General features: G+C 68.7%; 21 protein-coding genes and 1 riboswitch. Of the genes, 13 read left to right on the forward strand and 8 right to left on the reverse strand.

Going from position 1 to position 19,221, the window contains the following annotated elements; translation table 11 throughout:
• Window positions 1-155: 155 nt before the first annotated feature.
• The 7 genes from HGG74_RS09580 (at window position 156) to HGG74_RS09610 (ending at window position 8,677) form a co-directional block, all read left to right on the forward strand.
• A complete protein-coding gene (locus tag HGG74_RS09580; RefSeq protein ID WP_168486124.1) occupies window positions 156-1,049 on the forward strand; it encodes an aldo/keto reductase in 894 nt (297 codons plus the stop codon).
• A gap of 202 nt (window positions 1,050-1,251) precedes the next feature.
• A complete protein-coding gene (locus HGG74_RS09585) occupies window positions 1,252-1,461 on the forward strand; it encodes a heavy-metal-associated domain-containing protein (RefSeq protein ID WP_168486125.1) in 210 nt (69 codons plus the stop codon).
• A gap of 2 nt (window positions 1,462-1,463) precedes the next feature.
• Window positions 1,464-2,435: a DUF8832 domain-containing protein gene (locus HGG74_RS09590; protein WP_168486126.1), complete on the forward strand. Its 972-nt coding sequence runs from the start codon at window positions 1,464-1,466 to the stop codon at window positions 2,433-2,435.
• Between the two features lie 15 nt (window positions 2,436-2,450).
• Window positions 2,451-4,766: a heavy metal translocating P-type ATPase gene (locus HGG74_RS09595; protein ID WP_168486127.1), complete on the forward strand. Its 2,316-nt coding sequence runs from the start codon at window positions 2,451-2,453 to the stop codon at window positions 4,764-4,766.
• A gap of 103 nt (window positions 4,767-4,869) precedes the next feature.
• Window positions 4,870-5,916, forward strand: a complete 1,047-nt coding sequence (locus HGG74_RS09600) for a Gfo/Idh/MocA family protein (protein ID WP_168486128.1) — start codon at window positions 4,870-4,872, stop codon at window positions 5,914-5,916.
• Between the two features lie 47 nt (window positions 5,917-5,963).
• Window positions 5,964-6,920, forward strand: a complete 957-nt coding sequence (locus HGG74_RS09605; protein WP_168486129.1) for a TIGR03885 family FMN-dependent LLM class oxidoreductase — start codon at window positions 5,964-5,966, stop codon at window positions 6,918-6,920.
• Between the two features lie 53 nt (window positions 6,921-6,973).
• The gene (locus HGG74_RS09610) at window positions 6,974-8,677 is read left to right on the forward strand and encodes an alpha-amylase family protein (protein ID WP_168486130.1); all 1,704 of its coding nucleotides are present in this window, start codon (window positions 6,974-6,976) and stop codon (window positions 8,675-8,677) included.
• Window positions 8,678-8,722: 45 nt separating this feature from the next.
• Here HGG74_RS09610 and HGG74_RS09615 read toward each other — a convergent pair whose 3' ends face one another.
• The 3 genes from HGG74_RS09615 to HGG74_RS09620 all read right to left on the reverse strand — a co-directional run bounded on the left by HGG74_RS09615 (window position 8,723) and on the right by HGG74_RS09620 (window position 10,464).
• Window positions 8,723-9,589 carry an IS3 family transposase gene (locus HGG74_RS09615; protein WP_312856800.1) on the reverse strand — a complete coding sequence of 289 codons (867 nt, stop codon included), beginning with the start codon at window positions 9,587-9,589 and terminating at the stop codon, window positions 8,723-8,725.
• The gene (locus HGG74_RS21560) at window positions 9,586-9,912 is read right to left on the reverse strand and encodes a helix-turn-helix domain-containing protein (protein ID WP_312856801.1); all 327 of its coding nucleotides are present in this window, start codon (window positions 9,910-9,912) and stop codon (window positions 9,586-9,588) included. Before HGG74_RS21560 ends, HGG74_RS09615 begins: the two co-directional genes overlap by 4 nt.
• Before the next feature lie 264 nt (window positions 9,913-10,176).
• Window positions 10,177-10,464, reverse strand: coding sequence for a DUF1540 domain-containing protein (locus HGG74_RS09620; RefSeq protein WP_168486131.1), 288 nt, complete (start codon window positions 10,462-10,464; stop codon window positions 10,177-10,179).
• A gap of 250 nt (window positions 10,465-10,714) precedes the next feature.
• Here HGG74_RS09620 and HGG74_RS09625 point away from each other — a divergent pair, with 250 nt between their 5' ends.
• Window positions 10,715-11,929 carry a glycerophosphodiester phosphodiesterase family protein gene (locus HGG74_RS09625; RefSeq protein ID WP_168486132.1) on the forward strand — a complete coding sequence of 405 codons (1,215 nt, stop codon included), beginning with the start codon at window positions 10,715-10,717 and terminating at the stop codon, window positions 11,927-11,929.
• 17 nt (window positions 11,930-11,946) lie between these two features.
• Here HGG74_RS09625 and HGG74_RS09630 read toward each other — a convergent pair whose 3' ends face one another.
• Window positions 11,947-12,807 carry a hypothetical protein gene (locus HGG74_RS09630; RefSeq protein WP_168486133.1) on the reverse strand — a complete coding sequence of 287 codons (861 nt, stop codon included), beginning with the start codon at window positions 12,805-12,807 and terminating at the stop codon, window positions 11,947-11,949.
• A gap of 128 nt (window positions 12,808-12,935) precedes the next feature.
• Between HGG74_RS09630 and HGG74_RS09635 the strand changes: the two genes are divergently transcribed.
• The gene (locus tag HGG74_RS09635) at window positions 12,936-13,451 is read left to right on the forward strand and encodes a metallophosphoesterase family protein (protein WP_168486134.1); all 516 of its coding nucleotides are present in this window, start codon (window positions 12,936-12,938) and stop codon (window positions 13,449-13,451) included.
• Between the two features lie 6 nt (window positions 13,452-13,457).
• On the opposite strand, the gene HGG74_RS09640 is transcribed toward HGG74_RS09635, so the two are convergent.
• Both HGG74_RS09640 and HGG74_RS09645 read right to left on the reverse strand, forming a co-directional pair.
• Window positions 13,458-13,892 carry an SRPBCC family protein gene (locus tag HGG74_RS09640; RefSeq protein WP_168486135.1) on the reverse strand — a complete coding sequence of 145 codons (435 nt, stop codon included), beginning with the start codon at window positions 13,890-13,892 and terminating at the stop codon, window positions 13,458-13,460.
• A 176-nt stretch (window positions 13,893-14,068) separates the two neighbouring features.
• Entirely contained in the window at window positions 14,069-14,887 is an 819-nt protein-coding gene (locus tag HGG74_RS09645) for a DUF1684 domain-containing protein (RefSeq protein WP_168486136.1), read from the reverse strand.
• 82 nt (window positions 14,888-14,969) lie between these two features.
• On the opposite strand from HGG74_RS09645, the gene HGG74_RS09650 reads away from it, so the two are divergent.
• Window positions 14,970-15,668 (forward strand): dienelactone hydrolase family protein, encoded by a 699-nt coding sequence (locus HGG74_RS09650; protein ID WP_246262787.1) that lies wholly within the window; start codon window positions 14,970-14,972, stop codon window positions 15,666-15,668.
• Window positions 15,669-15,815: 147 nt separating this feature from the next.
• Window positions 15,816-15,938, forward strand: a riboswitch (SAM riboswitch).
• Window positions 15,939-15,973: 35 nt separating this feature from the next.
• Complete coding sequence (locus HGG74_RS09655; protein WP_168486138.1) at window positions 15,974-16,513, forward strand: OsmC family protein; 540 nt, start codon at window positions 15,974-15,976, stop codon at window positions 16,511-16,513.
• Window positions 16,514-16,577: 64 nt separating this feature from the next.
• On the opposite strand, the gene HGG74_RS09660 is transcribed toward HGG74_RS09655, so the two are convergent.
• The gene (locus HGG74_RS09660; protein ID WP_168486139.1) at window positions 16,578-17,582 is read right to left on the reverse strand and encodes an aldo/keto reductase family protein; all 1,005 of its coding nucleotides are present in this window, start codon (window positions 17,580-17,582) and stop codon (window positions 16,578-16,580) included.
• Window positions 17,583-17,693: 111 nt separating this feature from the next.
• Here HGG74_RS09660 and HGG74_RS09665 point away from each other — a divergent pair, with 111 nt between their 5' ends.
• Both HGG74_RS09665 and HGG74_RS09670 read left to right on the forward strand, forming a co-directional pair.
• Window positions 17,694-18,272 carry a sugar O-acetyltransferase gene (locus HGG74_RS09665; RefSeq protein ID WP_168486140.1) on the forward strand — a complete coding sequence of 193 codons (579 nt, stop codon included), beginning with the start codon at window positions 17,694-17,696 and terminating at the stop codon, window positions 18,270-18,272.
• A 60-nt stretch (window positions 18,273-18,332) separates the two neighbouring features.
• Window positions 18,333-18,812: a hypothetical protein gene (locus HGG74_RS09670; RefSeq protein ID WP_168486141.1), complete on the forward strand. Its 480-nt coding sequence runs from the start codon at window positions 18,333-18,335 to the stop codon at window positions 18,810-18,812.
• On the opposite strand, the gene HGG74_RS09675 is transcribed toward HGG74_RS09670, so the two are convergent.
• Window positions 18,782-19,057 (reverse strand): hypothetical protein, encoded by a 276-nt coding sequence (locus tag HGG74_RS09675; protein ID WP_168486142.1) that lies wholly within the window; start codon window positions 19,055-19,057, stop codon window positions 18,782-18,784. The two genes, HGG74_RS09670 and HGG74_RS09675, sit on opposite strands and share 31 nt — an antisense overlap.
• Window positions 19,058-19,221 lie beyond the last annotated feature (164 nt).

The raw sequence follows: 19,221 nt of genomic DNA on the forward strand, positions 1-19,221 counted from the left end.
GCCGCTGAAGAAGCTGGCCACCGGCTAAGCTCACCATGGCGGCAGGAAACTGCCGGCGGCGCTTTTGCGCGCGCTTTGACGGCTTTTGGCAGTATCAACGGACGGAGAGAATCAGTGGTCACCTTCAGGGGCGGTTTCCGTGCGGGGTCGGGCGCATGAAGCAGCGGCCGCTCGGCAACACCGGATTGTTGGTCTCGGAAATCAGCTTTGGGGCCGGAGGCTACTGGGGTATGAAGTCCTTCGACGAGGGCAAGGCCCGGCGCCTGGTTGAGCTGGCGCTCGAGGGTGGGGTCAACCTCTTCGACACCGGCCCGAACTACAGTGGCGGCAATGCCGAAGCCCGGCTGGGCCGGATCCTCAAAGGCAGGACCGGGCAGGTGACCGTATCCACGAAGGTCGGCACCCAGCTGGTCGGCGGACGGCACGTGAAGGATTTCTCGCCGCAGGGCATCGAGCAGAGCGTGCTCACCAGCCTGCGCCGGCTGCAGCTGGACCACATCCCCCTGCTGCACTTCCACGGCTTCCCGAATCCGGCCGACGCGGCCATCGAAACCGTGCTGAAGCTCAAGGACCGGGGCCTGGTCGGTCATCTGGGCGTCTCCACCGGGAATGCCGGAGCCCGCAAGGTGCTGGATGCCGGTGTGTTCGACAGCCTGATGATCGAGTACAACATCATCAACCGCACCACTCCCGCCCGGCTGATTGACGCCGCCCACGAGGCCGGCATGGGCGTGCTGATCAAGTCGCCGCTGGCCCAGACCCTCTACTCCCGCGACATCTTCAAGCTCAAGGCCCCGAGCGACGTCTGGTACCTGCTCCGGGCCATGCGCAACCACCGCAGCAAGTTCCTGGCCGGCCGGAAGTACCGGTTCATCAACGACATCGAAGGCATGAAGGGCAGCGAGGTGGCCCTGGCCTACGTCCTGAACAACCAGCACCTCACCAGTGCCGTGGTCGGCACCGTCAACCCCGACCATCTGCTGGCCAATCTGCGGACCGCAGACAAGGAACTGCCGGCCGATTTGGTCCGGCAGATCGAATCCCGCTAGCACTGAGGGGCCCGGCAGGGGTCCTGCCCTGCACCTGACAGCCCTCCGCGTTGCCGGCCGCCATCTGGCGGCAGCCGCGGAGGGCTTTGTCGTGCCTGCATCCGGCCTGCGTTTCCCCGCACTTGCCATATACCCAGCCAGGGTATATCTTCACAGTGAAGCATACCCCTAAGGGGTATCGGCCTATTAGAGGAGGAATGTGATGACGACGGCGGAATACCAAGTAACTGGCATGACCTGCGGGCACTGCGAACTGGCCATCCGCGACGAAGTTGCCCGCATCGGTGGCGTCGAAGGCATCGAAGTGAGCGCCGCCACCGGCAGGCTCGCAGTTACCAGCCAGAGCCCGGTTGATGATGCCCAGGTGCTCGCGGCCGTGGACGAGGCCGGCTATCGGGCGGAACGGGTCTGACGATGCGCGTGCCAACCAAGTTGGGACTGTACGGGGCGGGGCTGGCGGCATTGTTCGCCGGCAGTCTCGCCGTCGCCCAGGCCGTCATGCCCGCCGAGGTAGCTCCCGGGTGGGCCGCGGCCGCAGCACAGGAAGGCGGAACCATGGAAGAACACGCCCCTTCGGGAACAACCGGCCCGGCAGCAGCCGGCACAGGGACGGACGCGCGCGGCCTGTCGCTCGAGCAGGACGGCTACGTCCTGGGCCCGGTGGAAGCACCTCATGAGACAGGCCAGCGGGGCAGGCTGTCGTTCACGGTCACCGGGCCGGACGGGGATCCGCTGACCGGGTACACCCGCTCGCACGAGAAGGAGCTGCACCTGATCATCGTCCGCAGCGACGGCGCCGGCTTCCGCCACGTGCACCCGGTGCGGGACCAGGACGGCGTCTGGTCGGTGCCCTGGCAGTGGGACGCCCCGGGCAGCTACCGGATCTTCGCCGATTTCGTCCCGGCCGCGCTGGGCAGCAACGTCACCTTGTCGCGGACGATCGACGTTTTGGGGGATGTTGCGGGGGAAACCTCCCCGGCGTCCCGCAGCATGTCGACGACGGCTGAAACCGGCGGCTTCACCGTCGCCCTGGACGGCTCGCTGCAGGCCGGAGGGGAATCAACGCTCCGCTTCACCGTCACCCGCGGCGGGAAGCCGGTCACGTCGCTGCAGCCGTACCTGGGCGCCTACGGGCACCTGGTGGCGCTGCGCGAGGGAGACCTGGCGTACCTGCACGTGCATCCCGAGGGCGAACCCGGCGACGGCAGGACCGAACCAGGCCCGGCAATCGAGTTCATGACCCAGGCGCCGACCGCCGGCACATACCTGCTGTACCTGGACTTCCAGGTCGACGGTGTCGTCCACACCGCCGGATTCACGCTCACCGCCGGGACCGCGGCGTCCTCGCCCGGACAGGGCGGGACCCACGGACATTCCAGCCACTGATCGAGGAGGAACCCCATGACCTCACCAGCATCCCGGCCCCAGGCGCCGGAGAACAGCATCGAACTGGAAATCGGCGGAATGACCTGCGCGTCCTGCGCCATGCGCATCGAGAAGAAGCTCAACAAGCTCGACGGCGTGACCGCCACCGTGAACTACGCCACCGAGACCGCCAGGATCACCGCTCCGGCGGATCTCGACCCGCAGCTGCTTATCCAGGAGGTGGAGAAGACCGGCTACACCGCGGCGTTGCCCGAGGCCGCGGCCGCGCCGGAAACCGTGGACGGGCAGCAGCCGGACCTTGAACTGGCTTCGCTCCGCCAGCGGCTGGCCGGCAGCATCGTGCTGTCGGTTCCCGTGATCATTCTGGCGATGGTCCCGGCCCTGCAGTTCACCTACTGGCAGTGGGCCTCGCTGGCCCTGGCCGCCCCGGTGGTCCTGTGGGCGGCGTGGCCGTTCCACCGGGCCGCGTGGACGAACCTGCGCCATGGCGCGGCAACGATGGACACACTGGTCTCCGTCGGCACGCTGGCCGCCTTCCTGTGGTCGCTCTATGCCCTGTTCCTGGGCACCGCCGGTACTCCCGGCATGGTGCACGGCTTCGAGCTGACCGTCGCACCCTCGGACGGGGCCGCCAACATCTACCTGGAGGTGGCCGCCGGGGTGACCATGTTCGTCCTGGCCGGCCGCTACTTCGAGAAACGGTCCAAGCGGCAGGCCGGTGCGGCCCTGCGCGCCCTGCTGGAGCTCGGCGCGAAGGATGTCGCCGTCCTGCGCAACGGGACCGAGACCCGCATCCCGGTCGACCGGCTCGCAGTGGGCGGCGAGTTCGTCGTCCGGCCGGGGGAGAAGATCGCCACCGACGGCGTCATCATCGACGGCCGCTCGGCGGTGGACGCGAGCATGCTCACCGGTGAGTCCGTGCCCGTCGAGGTCGCCGAAGGCGATCCCGTCACCGGCGCGACCGTGAATGCCGGCGGACGCCTGGTGGTCCGGGCCACCCGCGTCGGCTCCGACACCCAGCTGGCACAGATGGCCCGGCTCGTCGAGGACGCCCAGTCCGGCAAGGCCGAGATGCAGCGGCTGGCCGACCGCGTCTCGGGCATCTTCGTGCCGGTCGTGATCGCGGCCGCCGTCGCCGTCCTCGGCTTTTGGCTCGGGGCCGGCTTCCCGCCCGCGGCAGCCTTCACCGCCGCCGTCGCGGTGCTGATCATCGCCTGCCCCTGCGCCCTCGGCCTGGCCACCCCGACGGCGCTGCTGGTCGGCACCGGCCGCGGAGCGCAGCTGGGCATCCTGATCAAGGGACCCGAAGTGCTCGAGTCCACCCGCAAGGTCGACACGATCGTGCTGGACAAGACCGGCACCGTCACCACGGGCCGGATGACCCTCCTGGACGCCCTCCCCGCGGACGGCACCTCCGCCGAGGACCTGCTCCGGATCGCCGGCGCGCTCGAGCATGCCTCCGAGCACCCGGTTGCCCAGGCCATCGCCAAGGCGGCGGCCGCGCGCGTGGGAGCACTGCCCGTGCCGGAGTCGTTCGCGAACATCGAAGGCCGGGGCGTGCAGGGCGTCGTCGAGGGCCACGCGGTCCTGGTCGGCCGTGCGTCGCTGCTGGCGGACTGGTCCGTCAGCCTGGACGGGGACCTGGCCCGGGCGAAGGAGCGTGCCGAGCGGGAGGGGAAGACCGCCGTCGCGGTGGCCTGGGACGGCCGGGCCCGCGGCGTGCTGGTCGTTGCCGACGCCGTCAAACCCACCAGCGCCGAGGCCGTCCGGCAGTTCAGGGAGCTGGGCCTGACCCCGGTGCTGCTGACCGGCGACAACCGGGCCGTGGCCGAACAGGTCGCCGCCGAGGTCGGCATTACCGAGGTGGTCGCCGAGGTCCTGCCCCAGGACAAGGTCGACGTCGTTGCCCGGCTGCAGGCCGAGGGCAGGACCGTGGCCATGGTCGGCGACGGCGTCAACGACGCAGCCGCCCTCGCCCGGGCGGACCTAGGCCTGGCCATGGGCACGGGCACCGACGTCGCCATCGAGGCCGCCGACCTCACCCTCGTCCGCGGCGACCTGCGCTCGGCAGCGGACGCAATCCGGCTCGCCCGCGCCACGCTCGCCACCATCAAGACGAACCTGTTCTGGGCCTTCGCCTACAACGTCGCGGCGATTCCGCTGGCAGCCATGGGCCTGCTCAACCCGATGCTCGCCGGCGCCGCAATGGCGTTCTCCAGCATCTTCGTCGTCAGCAACAGCCTGCGCCTGAAGGCCTTCAGGTCCACCGCCGGCACCCCGGTGCCCACCGCGGCAGCGCACGCCCCGGTGCGGGCGCTGCAGGACGCCTGACCGCGAGGGGAACGGACCCGGGAACCGGAAGGGGGACAGTAGCCCCCTTCCGGGAATGCCCGTAGGATGCCGGACAGGGATACGGCGTTCCGGAAGGGGTTCCATGACCGCAGTCCAGCCCATCCGCACTGCCCTGATCGGCTTTGGCCTGTCCGGCCGGGACTTCCACGCCCCGTTCATCCAGGCGGACCCGGCCTACTCCCTGGACTTCATCGTCACCGGCAGCCCCGAACGCGCCGCCCGGGCCCGCGCCGCGTGCCCCGGCACCGCCGTCCTGGCCACCGTCGACGAGCTCTTCGGCCAGGCGCACCGGCTCGACCTGGTCCTGGTCTGCACCCCGCCGGCCAGCCACGTCGAACTGGCCGGCCGGGCCATCGAGCACGGCCTGAACGTGGTGGTGGACAAGCCCTTCGCCCCCACGTCCGCCGAAGCCGAGGAACTGATCCTCCAGGCCCGGCAGGCCAACGTCCTGCTCAGCGTCTACCAGAACCGGCGCTGGGACTCGGACTTCCTGACCCTGCGGCAGCTCATCGACGCCGGCGAGCTCGGCCGGATACACCGGTTCGAATCCCGCTTCGAGCGCTGGTCCCCGCACGGGCTGCGCACCTGGAAGGGGACCTCCGGGATCGCCGACGGCGGCGGGATCCTCTTCGACCTCGGTTCGCACCTGATCGACCAGGCCCTGCAGCTGTTCGGCCCCGTCTCCACCGTCTACGGCGAGACTGCCCGGCACCTCGGCGCGGAGGATTCCGATGCGGACGACGACGCCTTCGTGTCGCTGCTGCACGAATCGGGGGTGCGCTCGCATCTGTCCATGAACCTGGTCTCGGGACTGTCAGCGCCCCGCTTCCATGTCCTCGGCAGCGGGGCCGCCTATACCAAGTGGGGACTGGACGGCCAGGAGGCGGCCCTCGCCGCCGGCCTGCTGCCCACGGACCCGGGCTACGGCGTCGAACCCAAGGAACACTGGGGCACCCTCGGCGTCCCCGGGGACACCCGCAAAGTCCCCGCCGAGCGGGGCGCGTACCCGGAGTTCTACCGGCTGCTGGCCGAGGCACTGGCCGGGGACGGGCCGGTGCCGGTGGACCCTGCCGACTCCGTCGCCGTGCTGCGGATCATCGAGGAAGTTCACTGGCAGGCCGGCGGCTGAGCCGGCCGGCCTCGACAGCCGCCGCGGCGGCAGGATAAGGATGGACAGTGGCTGTCATCGGATTCCATGCGTCCCACGAACAGATCGGCCCCGCCCAGCTGCTGGCCGACGTCAAGCTGGCCGAGGAGGCCGGCTTCGACGCCGCCATGTGCTCGGACCACATCGAGCCCTGGTCCGCGCGCCAGGGCCACTCCGGGTTCGCCTGGTCCTGGCTGGGAGCCGCGCTCGCCACCACCCGGCTGCGCTTCGGCGTCGTGACCGCCCCCGGCCAGCGCTACCATCCGGCCACCATTGCCCATGCCTCGGCGACCCTTGCGGCCATGTTTCCCGGCCGGTTCTGGTTCGCCCCGGGCAGCGGCGAGAACACCAACGAACACATCACCGGGGGCGGCTGGCCCGCCAAGGACGTGCGCCAGCGGCGGCTGGAAGAGTGCGTGGACGTGATCCGGCGCCTGCACGATGGAGAGGAGGTCACCCACCGCGGCCTGGTCACCGTGGAACAGGCCCGCATTTGGGAGGTCCCGGAAATCAAGCCCGAACTGGTTGCCCCGGCGATCAGCGTGGAAACTGCCCGCCGCGCGGCGGCCTGGGCGGACGGGCTGATCACCGTGAACCAATCGCCGGAGCAGCTCAGGAAGGTGCTGGGGGCCTACCGGGACAACGGCGGCCGCGGCCGGGCCGCGCTCCAGGTCCACCTGTCCTGGGCCGACACCGAGGAGGAAGCCGCCGCCATTGCCCTGGACCAGTGGCGCTCCAACGTCTTCCCCTCGCATGTGGCGGCGGACCTGGCCACGGCGGCGCATTTCGACGCCGTGAGCGAGCACGTGGGCGAGGACCAGGTCCGGCAGGCGGTCAATGTCTCCGCCAGCACCGGCCGGCACGCCGAATGGCTGCAGGGGTACCTGGACCTGGGCTTTGACGAGCTGTACCTGCACTTCGTGGGGCAGAAGCAGCAGCCGTTTATCACCGAGTTCGCGGACGAGGTGCTGCCGCAGCTGCGTTGACCGGATGTCCGGCGCGGCGGCCCAGCAGGGGCAGGACAGGGACAAGGAGGACCATGCGGATCACCGATACCTCGGACCTGTGGTGGAAGACCGCCGTGGTCTACTGCCTGGACGTGGAGACCTTCTTCGATTCCGGCGGCGACGGCGTGGGGGACTTCGCGGGTCTGGCCCAGCGCGTGGACTACCTGGCGGAGCTGGGCGTGACCTGCATTTGGCTGATGCCGTTCTACCCGACCCCGGACCGGGACGATGGCTACGACATCACGGACTTCTACGGTGTGGACCCGCGGCTGGGGGACCATGGGGAGCTGGTGGAGTTCCTGCGTACCGCCCGGGACCGCGGCATGCGGGTCATCGCCGATCTGGTGGTCAACCACACTTCGGACCGGCACCCGTGGTTCCAGTCCGCCAAAAAATCCAAGGACAGCCCGTACCGGGACTACTACGTCTGGCGTTCGGATCCGCCGCCGGACACCTCCAAGGAGGTGGTGTTCCCGGACCAGGAGGACTCGCTGTGGACGCTGGAGGAAACCACCGGCGAGTGGTACCTGCACCGCTTCTATAAGCACCAGCCGGACCTGAACGTCACCAACCCCGCCGTCCGGGACCACATCGCCAGGGCCATGGGCTTCTGGCTGGAGCTCGGGTTGGACGGCTTCCGCGTGGACGCGGTGCCCTTCTTCCTTGAAACGATGGGGGATGACGGGACGCAGCTGCCCGACCCGCACGAATTCCTGCGGGACCTGCGCCGTTTCCTTGGCCGCCGCTCCGGCGACGGGATCCTGCTCGGCGAGGTCAACCTGCCGTACCAGGACCAGCTGTTGTTCTTCGGCGGCAGCGACGGGGATGAACTGACGGTGATGTTCGACTTCATCGGCATGCAGAACCTCTACCTCTCGCTGGCCCGGCAGGACGCTGCCCCTCTGGCCAAGGCGCTCACCGCACGGCCGGCGATCAACCCGGACAACCAGTGGGCGACCTTCGTGCGCAACCACGATGAACTGACCCTGGACAAGCTCACGGAGGACGAGCGGCAGGAAGTCTTTGCCGCCTTCGGCCCCGAGGAGCGGATGCAGCTGTACGGCCGCGGCCTCAAGCGGCGGCTTCCGCCGATGCTGGGCGGGGATCCGCGGCGCCTGCGCATGGTGTATTCGCTGCTGTTCTCGCTGCCAGGCACTCCGGTGCTGTACTACGGCGAGGAAATCGGCATGGGGGAGGACCTGGACGCCGAGGGCCGGCTGGCGGTGCGCACCCCGATGCAGTGGACCGACGCCGACAACGCCGGCTTCTCGACGGCGGCCCCGAAGAAGCTCATTTCGCCGCTGGTGGACGGCGGCTTCGGGCCGCAGTTCGTCAACGCCGCCCGCGCCCGGCGGGACCCGGATTCGCTCTGGAACTTCATGGCCCTGCTCATCCGGCGCTACCGTGAATGCCCGGAGCTGGGCTGGGGCCGCTTCGAGCTGCTCGACCAGCCCGTGCCCAGCGTGCTCGCGCACCGCTGCACCTGGGAGGAATCCACCATCGTCCTGGCCCACAACCTCTCAGCCGAACCGGCCACCGTCAGGCTGGAGCTGACCGGTGGGAGCGGGGCCGGCAAGGACGGCACCACCCGCCCGCTCGCCGGCGCCCTGCTGCTGGACCTGCTGGACGGCACGGACCTGGAACTGGCCGGGGATGGCAGCGTCGAACTGCCGCTCGACGCCTACGGCTACCGCTGGCTCCGCCTGCACACTCCGGACGACCGCCGGCTGCCGTAAAAAGTGCGGGGCCCTGCGTGAACTGGTCCCCGAAAGTTGGACTGTCTAATTAGAACCATAGGCTGCGAGGGCTTGGGTCCGGTATTCGGCCGGGCTCAAGCCCTCGAGGCGTGTGTGGGTCCTGACGTTGTTGTACCAGTGCATGTACTCGTCCAGTTCGGCGGTGAACGCCTCGACGCTGGGGTACCGGGCGTGGTTGAAGAGTTCCTCCTTGAGGTGTCCGAAGAAGCCCTCGATGACCGCGTTGTCCAGGCAGGTGCCCTTGCGGGACATGGACTGCTTTGCCCCGGCCCCTGCGAGCAGGTTCCGCCAGGAGCGGTGCCGGTACTGGAATCCCTGGTCCGAATGCACCATCGGGTGCTCGCCGGGCCGCAGCGTGGACAGCGCCTCCTGCAGGGGCGTGTTCGTTAGCTGCAGTCCCGGTGAGGTGCCCCAGGAGTAGGCGAGGATGGAGCGGTCGAACAGGTCCATCACCGGGGACAGGTAGATCTTGGACTCGCCGATGCGGAACTCGGTCACGTCGGTGACCCATTTTTCGTTCGGCTCTCCGGCGTTGAAGTCCCGGTCCAGCAGGTTCGGGGCGGCCTGCCCCGCTTCGCCCTGGAACGAGTTGTAGCGCCGGCGGCGGCGGACATGGCTGAACAGGCCCGACTGGCGCATGAGCTTCAGGACGGTCTTCTTCGCGACCTGCCAGCCGGCCTTGACCAGTTCGCGGTGGACGCGGCGGTGGCCATAGCGGCCTTTCGCGGTGTTGAAGGCCGCGTGGATCGCGGCCTTCAACCCGGTCTGCGGATCCGGCAGGGCCAGCCGGCCCTGGTGGTAGAAGAAGGTCGAGCGGGCCAGTCCTGCGGCCTCGAGCAGCAGGCCCAACCGGTGCCCGGCCTTGAGGGAGATGACGGCCTGGACCTTCACCGCCGTTCCTGCGCCCTCAAGGCCCGCAATTTTCCCAGGTAGGCGTTCTCCGCCCGCAGCCGCTCGTTCTCCCGGCGCAGCCGCTCCAGTTCGGACTCCTGACGCTCCGGATCGTCGGGAGTCCCCCGCGGGCGTCCCTTGGGCTTGGGCCGGAGCCCGTCCTCGCCCTCGGTGCGGTAGGTGTTCACCCACTTCTGGATGAGCCGGGGCGAGGACAGGTCGAACTCCTGCGCCAACGCGAGCTGCGTTTCACCCGCGATGGCCCGGCGCACCACTTCGAGCTTGAACTCGAACGAAAACGTCCGCTTGGTCGGCTTGGTCACCAGCGCTCCACTTCCACGAATCCGCCACCGGCCGTGCAACTTTTGGATCGGCTTACGGCCCGCTTGAAGCCGCGATGCCACAGCCTTATACCCATAACCAGCTTCGAACAACGCTACCGCTTCAGCGCGCTGGGCCTCGGACAACGAACTGCTTGCATACATGGAACTGCTCCCCAGTCATCGGATCTGAATTCTTCAGTCCAACTTCTGGGGAGCAGTTCAGCGGCAGGGCCCCACATTAAGCACTTTGTTCGGACAGCCTGCTCAGGAGGCGTGCCTGTAGGTCAGGCAGTCGGCATTGTCCGCGCCCGGCCCGACATGGACCTCGGGCGCACCGCACATCAGATGGTCGTTGTAAGTGCATTCGGCCCGCTGGCAGGCGCCGATGGTGGCCAGGACCTTCGGCAGGCCGCCGTGGACACCGATGTCCACGAAGGTGGCGCAGTGGGCGTGGTCCTCGTTTCCGGCCACGGTAATGGCGGACGCATTGCATTCATGGTGGTCGTTGAAGGAGCAGTTGGTCACGCTGCAGTCGGCAACATTGGTAGTCACGGGAAGTACCTCCGTCGTTGCGGCCTTCCGGTGCGGAAGGCACCCTGCCCCTAGGGTAAGCCCGGGGCGGGCGGAAAAATTAGTGCTGATTTTGTGACGTTTTCCCCGGCTCCTGCGGCGCCGGCCCACCACCGGTCCGACGGCAGCCCTTCACCGGGGATTCACCCCGCGGTGGCATCCCGGGCACCAGGGCAGGGAAGCATCGGGTCCGGCAGGATCAACAGCCAGCTACCGGAAGGACCCTGAACCCATGGCACCTCGCCTCGCCCAGGCCCTCGGCGCCGCGGCAGCCACCGCCGTCGTCGTACTTTCCCCGTTCGCTGCCCCGGCAGCCACCGCCCAGGAGCCGGACGCTGGCCGGCCGCTGCTGATCGGCCACCGCGGGGCGGCCGGCACCGCGCCGGAGAACACGGTGGCGGCCTTCAAGGACGGCCGCGCCTCGGGCGCCGACTTCATCGAAATCGACGTCCAGCTCAGCGCGGACGGCGTGCCGTTCCTGTTCCACGACGACACGGCGGCACGTACCACCAATGTTGAGGAAGTCTTCCCGGACCGTGCCCAGGCCCCGGTCACCTCCTTCACGTGGGCCGAACTGCGCCAGCTGGACGCCGGTTCCTATTTCGGCGAACGCTTCGCCGGCGAGCGGATCCCGCACCTGGACGACGCGGCCCGGATCGCCGCCGGCAGCACCGGGGTCTACATCGAGATCAAAGCGCCGAAGAATTCCCCGGGCATCGAGCAGCTGGTGGCGGACAAGCTGGCGCAGGACCCGGCCTGGCGCCAGCTCGTGGATGCGGGCAAGGTGCAGGTGATCGGTTTCGACGAGGCCTCCAACCGCGAATTCGCCCGGCTCGCGCCCGACATTCCGCTGCAGCAGCTCACCGGCACCGTTCCGGATGCCCGGATGCTGGCGTCCTGGGCCGGCTTCGCGGATTCAGTCGGGACGAACTATCGCAACCTCACCGCAGGCAACGTCGCGGACGTGAAGGCTGCAGGCCTGTCCCTGGGCGTCTACACCGTCAACGGACCCGAAGCTATCCAGGCCGTGGTCGACCTTGGCGTGGATGCGGTGACCGGCGACTTCCCGATCCAGGCCGCCCGCCAGTTGGACGGCCGGAAAGTGCTGCCGGCGGCATCCGGCGTGGAGATCGCGGACGCGCTGAACAACCCGGCCGGCAGCGACGTGCAGCCGGAGAACGGCGAGTACGTGCTGCTGCGCAACTCCTCCGGCCGCAGCGTGGATGTCGGCGGCTACGTCATCCGGGACGCGGCCGGCAACAAACTCACCATTGGGGAAGGCTACGTGCTGGCCCCTGGCGGGCAGCTGCGCGTGTACGCCGGGCCGGGCACCAGCACCGCCGGCCGCTACTACAACGGCGGCGCGGCGTCGGTCCTGAACAACGACGGCGACTCGCTGGCGCTGTGGACGTCCCGGGACCGGCTGGCGGATCTTTTCGCCAATTGACGCGGAGGGATCCCGCGTCAGTCCTCGTGCAGCTCGCCCCACTGTTCCTTCAACCGCGCGCGGGCAGCCGCGGCCGTGGCCTCGGCGCGGTCCCGGATCCCGCTCAGCAGCCGGCGCAGATCTTCGTCGTCCACGGGATTGTCCTGGATGAGCAGCTGCAGCGGGCTGCCGGCCTGCTCCTGCAGGTCCTCGGGAACCAGCCCGGCCGCCCTCTCCGGCAGAGCCTCCCGTATGGCCGGCCGGGGGACGGTGACCTCCTCGTCTTGAGCGTACAACTCCGGATACAGGTAGCGGCCCCGCTCCCCGTCCGCTTTGTCTTCTTCCACGGTGAGCGGGTTCGCGGCGGCCCAGGCGTCCTGCCGGACTCCGGTGACCTGCCAGCAGACCTTGACGTGCGGACGGTCGGTCCGGATGGTGAAGGCGCTGCCGTCGATTTCCTCGGCCACGATCACCTGGGCGAACTGCCCGACGGCGGTGAGCTGGTAGCGGAAGTCGGTGTTCAGCGCTTCGCAGTACTCGGGCAGCCGGACCTGGGCCGCGCCCTTGTCATCGGTGGTCACCGTGCCGCTGTAGACATTGAGCATCTCCGCGGACCAGACGGAGGAATGCGACAGGTACCTGTTCTCCGGATCGAGCGGGTGGTCGACGGTGAACCTGGTCCTGTTCCGGGTCCTGCTTCCGGCGCGGGCCCTGGCCGGAATCACCGTCGTCAAACCCTGCGGGCTCCCGCCCGGCACCCCGGTGCCGGTCCTGCCCTCGCACACGCTGCCGAAGAACCCGCCGGGGTCCTCCCAGACCCCTGCCGGCAGCGGGTGGCCGTCGATCTGCGCGGGCGGCTGCCCGCTGTTGGCCGTGTCGGATCCTTCTCTGCGCCCCATTGCGCCCCCCTTTGCGAGCATGGATGTACTGGCCGGCTATGCCGTACACTTCCCCCAGCATTGTTCCCGCGCCGGAACTTGACAAGAGTTTGGCTTGCAACAATTTGGCGACATGGGAAAATGCCCCCATGTCCACCCGGCTCCTGTTCCTGGCAGATACGCACGTCCCCAAACGCGCCCGCGCGCTGCCGGCGGCCGTCTGGGACGCCGTCGAACAGGCGGACGTGGTGTTCCACGCCGGGGACTGGCTAACCGTGGACCTGCTGGAGGAACTGCAGCTGCGCGCCGCGCAGCTGGTCGGGGTGTACGGCAATAACGACGGCGATGAGCTGCGCGCACGGCTGCCCGAGGTGGCCAGGGTGCAGTTCGACGGGATCCGCTTCGCCATGGTGCACGAGACCGGGCCCGCCCGCGGACGCGAGGCCCGCGCGGATGAACAGTTCCCGGATACGGACGTGCTGGTCTTCGGGCACAGCCACATCCCGTGGGACACGACGACACCGCGCGGTATGCGGCTGCTGAATCCGGGTTCGCCCACGGACCGGCGCCGCCAGCCGTTCTGCAGCTACCTCACGGCGGTGGCGGATGCCGGCCGGCTTGGGCAGGTGGAACTGGTGGCGCTGCCCAGGAGCGGGGCGGCTTAGGCCCGGTCAGGCCTCGAGGATGCGCTTGAGGTCCCGCAGGTCCCGGCGGTTGGCGGCGCGCATCATTGGGGCCATGACGGCGGCAGCCAGCCGGGAAAAGCCTGCCGGTTCACCGGTATTGCGCAGGGTCATCTGGGTAGCGGCCGGACCGGCGGCGGTCCAGGTGTACGTAGTCTGCATGGGAAACGGCCCCTGCGCGGTGCGCATGACCAGCTTCCGTCCCGGCACCAGTTCGCTGATTTCGTAGACGTAGTCCAGCTGCCGGCCCAGGAACTGCGCGGAAAACGCCACCCGCGAGCCGACCGCCAGCGGCTTCGGCGTCTGCCACACGACGGACGAGATGTTCCGGTACCACCGCGGTGCGTTGTCCGGATCCGTGGCGAAGGCGGCCACCTCGGCGCTGGGCCGCTCGATGACCGTTTCGGTCAGGACGTCAACCAATGTTCCTCCTCAGGCGCGAACTGCTGTTCAGCGTAGCGTGGACAGGCACCGGGAGTTTCCTGCCGGAGCTGGCGCCCGGGCTTTCCATCTACCTTTTCTTTCCTGCGAAACGGGGATCTGCTCACGTTTTGTACCCGGAGCAGATTCCCGTTTCGGAGGGAAAGCCGGGATCCGGGCTAACGGGGCCGCTTTTCCCCGGCCTCGACCGCGGCGTCGATGATATTGCCCTCGACCGGCCGCGGGCAGGTGCCGAAATCGGTGAAGGCGCTCGGGAAGTTGATCGCCCGGTTGAAGTCGATCGTGACCGTCCCGTCCGCCGCCGGCCGGTTGGTGACCACCTGGCGCCAACCGGCGGTGGAGCTCCCGTTGGTCCGGTCGTGGAAGGTGAGCCTGAGCGAACCGAGCTTCTCCGGCTCCGCGACCAGGGAGTGGCTGCGTCCGTCCAGCTCGAACGTGACCGTGCCGACGGCGGCGGCGGTACCGCCAACCAGCGGGTTGGAGGTCCCGATCGCCACCTGGCGGGGCTGGTCGTACGCCTCGAACCGGCCGGTAAGCGCCAGGTCCGAGTTGTACGCAAAGACCGGCACGCCGTCGAACCCGGTCAGCACCGGCGAGGCATTGTCCCGGGTACGGATGGCGTAGCGGTCCCCGCGCACGGCCAGTTCGACGACGGTGCTGCCGTACCGCACCCAGTTCAGCGATTCCTCGTCCGCCAGGGCCACGCTAAACGTTCCGGCGGCCGGTTCGCCGCTGTCCACGAAGACCAGCCCGTCCTCCGCCGCGGCGCTCAGCGTGGCGGAACCGCCCGCGGAGGTCGTGCCGTCGGCGCTCCACAATCCCGGCACCAGTTCCAGCGCGCAGGGTTCGGCCGGCAGCCACTGCAGCGAAGTCAGCGTCAGCCAGCCGTGCTCGGCGGCCAGGGCATTGTCCCGGTTGGCGCGGAAGCGCTGCCAGCGCTCCAGGAGCGCGTCGGGGGAATGGGTAACGGGGCTCATGCTCGGTACCAACATCGCGATGGCCACGCGTTATTCCACGTTAGAGTGGGGGCGAATCGATCCGATGAGCAGGAGGATACCTTTGGCCGAGCAGACCCCGCACCAGAACCTCACCTTCCCGTCCGCCGGCGGGAAAGCCCACGGCTACCTGGCCCTGCCCGAATCCGGCAAGGGCCCGGGGGTGATCGTCATCCAGGAATGGTGGGGCCTGGTGGACCACATCCGCGACGTCACGGACCGGCTGGCCGCCGAGGGCTTCGTGGCGCTGGCCCCGGACCTGTACGGCGGGCGGATCACGCACGACGGCGATGAGGCCGCCGAGATGATGTCGAAGCTGCCGGAGGACGAGGGCGCCAGGCTGCTGGCCGGGGCCGTGGACTACCTGCTCGCCAGCGACGCCGTGACCAGCTCCACCGTGGGGGCCATCGGCTTCTGCATGGGCGGCGGCTTTGTGCTGGCGCTCGCGGCCCAGCAGGGCGAACGGGTCAGCGCCGCGGTGCCGTTCTACGGCGTGGGCCAGGGCGTGCCGGAATCCTTCACGGGCGTGCGCGCGGCGGTTCAGGGCCACTACGGGGAACAGGATGCGTTCTACCCCGCCGACAAGGCCCACGAACAGGCCGAGCAGATCCGCCGCGAATCCGGCGCCGAGGTCACTTATTACTTCTACGACGCCCCGCACGCCTTCCACAACGACGAGAACCCGGCCGGCAACTACCGCCCGGCCGAAGCCAAGCTCGCCTGGACCCGCGCCGTCGACTTCCTCAAGGACAAAGTCCGCTAAAATCCGCCTGTCCTCCGGACGCAATTGGTGGCCACTGCCAGTTCATCGGCAGTGGCCACCGGGCGTATTGCCTCCTGTGACCCGCGGTTGCGCCGTGTTACCGCCACGATTGCACCTGTTGCCTGCACATCCCAAGATGGGATCCGGAATCAGGAGTCCCGACGTCAAGCCCTGGCTGGTTGGGCGGCAACCCTCATCGCTGTAGTGGGGTGCCCCAGGTGATGATTCGACGCGGCTTCGGCGCAGGACCGGGCCGCGTAAGTATGGCGCCGTGCCTGGCATGCGCCTCGACGCGAAGGAACACCATGACCGAAACTGCAGTACGGGACCTGGCCGAAGACCGCGCCGCACGGCTGGACGAGGCCGGCGCCTTCTGGAGCGGCAGGATTGCCGAGAACACCGCCAATGCCCGCCTGACCTTCAAGGCGTCCGGCGACGGCGAAGGCGCGGTAGCTACCCGCATTACCGCGGGCAAGCATGAATTCACCGTGGACGAGCCGGCCGGGCTGGCCGGCGACGACGCCGCGGCCAGCCCCGTGGAGTACGCGCTCGGCGCGCTGATCTCCTGCCAGGTGGTCGTGTACCGGCTCTACGCCCACCAGTTGGGCATCAAGTTCGACGAAATTAACATCGCCGCCGAGGGCGACCTCGACGTGAGCGGCCTGTTCGGCGCCGGCGACGGCGTCCGTCCCGGGTTCGAGGCCGTGCGCCTGAAGGTGGAGATCACCGGCCCGGAAACGCAGGAGCGCTATGAGGAACTGCGCCGGACCGTGGACGCGCATTGCCCGGTCCTGGACCTCTTCGCCAACCCGACGCCGGTCAGCATCCAGGTCACGAAGAACTAACTGAACATCCCCGGGCGGCCGGCCGCTCCGGCCGCCCGGGGGCTTCACGCAGTCGCGGGCGGGGTCAGACCAGGCGGGCGGCGGGGGACTTGGTCCTGGCCGGGTCGCGTTCGGCCAGTTCGCCCACGGCCTCGTCGATCCGGGCCATGATTTCCGGCTTCAGCCGTACCCCGGCGGCCTTGACGTTGGAGGCCACCTGCTCGGGCCGGGACGCGCCGATGATGGCGGAGGCGACATTGCGGTTCTGCAGCACCCAGGCGACGGCGAGCTGGGCCATGGTCAGCCCTGCCTCCTCGGCAACCGGCTGCAGCCGGTGCACTGCGGCGAGTACGTCGTCGGACAGCCAGCGCCGGATCATGTCCGCGCCGCCCTTCTCGTCCGCGGCCCGGCTTCCGGCCGGGACCGCCGCTCCGGGTTTGTATTTTCCGCTGAGTACGCCCTGCGCCACCGGGGACCAGACGATCTGCGAGATGCCCAGGTCCTCGGAGGCCGGGATTACCTCCTCCTCGATCACCCGCCAGAGCATGGAGTACTGCGGCTGGTTGGAGATCAGCTGGAAACCCAGCTCCCGGGCCAGGGAATGGCCGGCGCGCAGTTCCTCCGCCGTCCACTCGCTGACCCCGATATACAGCGCCTTGCCCGCCCGGACCACGTCCGCGAAGGCCTGCATGGTTTCCTCCAGCGGGGTTTCGACGTCGTAGCGGTGCGCCTGGTAGAGGTCCACGTAGTCCGTCTGCAGCCGGCGCAGTGAGCCGTTGATGGATTCCATGATGTGCTTGCGCGAGAGCCCGGTATCGTTGTGGCCCTTGGGGCCGGTGGGGAAGTACACCTTGGTGAAGATCTCTAGGGATTCCCGGCGTTCGTCCTGCAGTGCCTTGCCGAGCACCGTTTCGGCCGCGGTGTTGGCGTAGACATCCGCTGTGTCGAAGGTGGTGATCCCCGCATCCAGCGCCGCATGCACGCACGCGGTGGCGACGTCGTTCTCCACCTGGGAGCCGTGGGTGAGCCAGTTGCCGTAGGTGATTTCCGAGATCTTCAGCCCGCTGTTGCCCAGATACCTGAATTCCATGCCCCGATGCTACCGGCATCGGCCCGCCGGGGGCGCCGGGGGTCTACCGCCGTGCCGGTTGCGGCGGCAGGATGGTTTGAGCAGGTTCCGGACGTGGCGAAAGGAAGCGGCATGAGCGGGTATTTCGACGACGACCCCCGTTCCCAGCAGGAGCGGATGCTGGCCGGGGACCTCTACATCGCCGACGATCCGGTGCTGGCCCGGGCCAACCGCGAAGCCATGCGGATGGCCGCGGAATACTCCCGGATTTGGGCGGCCCATCCGGACACCGCGGCGCGGATCCTGCGCCGGCTGCTGGGTGCGGTGGGGGAGGGCACCGAAATCCGCGCGCCGCTTTATGTCGATTACGGCAAAAACATCTCCATAGGGGCCCGTACCTTCATCAACTTCAACTTCGTGGCACTCGACGTCGTGCCGATCACCATCGGCGACGACGTGCAGATCGGCCCCAACGTCCAGCTGCTCACCCCCACCCACCCGCTGGATGCCCGGCAGCGCCGCGACAAGCTCGAGGCCGGTAAGCCGATCACTATCGGTGACAATGCCTGGCTCGGCGGCGGCGTGGTCGTGCTGCCGGGAGTGACTATCGGCGAGAACACCGTGGTGGGCGCCGGCGCCGTCGTCACCAAGGACCTGCCGGCCAACGTGGTGGCGCTGGGCAATCCGGCGAAGGTGGTGCGCGAACTGTAAGCCGCCCCATTCCGCCGGATAGGCTGGAAGCCGGAGCAGAGGACGGACAAGGAGACGCACATGCAGCGGGCCCGTACTGCCGCACGGCTGGTCCTTCCGGCCATCTGGCTGGGCATGATCATCGGCATTTCACTGATCGAGGCACCGCTGAAGTTCCAAGCGCCCGGCATCACGGTTCCGCTGGGGCTGGGTATCGGCCGGCTCGTCTTCACCGCCATGAACATCGTGGAACTGGTGATCGCGGCGCTGCTGGTGCTCTCCAGCGTCCGTGCGGGCGTGGACCGTCTGTTCCGCGGCCTGCTCTGGGCTGCCGTCGGCGTGCTGCTGGTCAAGGTGGCGGTCATCCGGCCGGTGCTGAACCAGGAGACGGACCGGGTGCTCGCCGGCCTGTCCGGCGGCGGCTCCGGCATGCACCTGCTGTATATAGCGGCCGACGGCGCGCTGATCGTCCTGCTGGTGCTGCTGCTGGTGGCCGCCGCCCGGCGCTGGCTCGCGGTTCCGGCCCAGGCTCAGCGCTCGCCGCGGTCCTCCTCTATATAGCGTTCGCCGTGCTCGTCTTCGCGGACGATGTAGTTCTCCTCCAGGTCCTGGATGGCGGCGGCGTCGCGTTCGTTGGGCTCCTTGACCGGCTCGTCCACGGCCGAGCCTGAGCGTTCTGCATCCCCCCAGACCTTGCCGAGGCCCTGCGAGGAGCTCGCCGGCTTGTCGGCGTCGGGCAGCAATTCTTCATCCCGGCTGGGGTTCGGCTTTTCCGCCCGCTGGTCCTCATGGCGTTCCGAAGTCATGGTGCTCCTGCTTCCCTTGTGCGGTCATCTTCTGGACCTTCAGTTTTTCGCAGCACGCGGCCGGTTGCAAGCATGCTTACCATTGCGGGGCGGCGTCGTCCGGCAGCGTTGCAAGTTGCAAGTTGAAGGTTGCGAACTGCGGCAAACTTTGACTTTTCTGGGAA

This window comes from Arthrobacter mobilis (assembly GCF_012395835.1).
GTDB lineage: Bacteria > Actinomycetota > Actinomycetes > Actinomycetales > Micrococcaceae > Crystallibacter > Crystallibacter mobilis.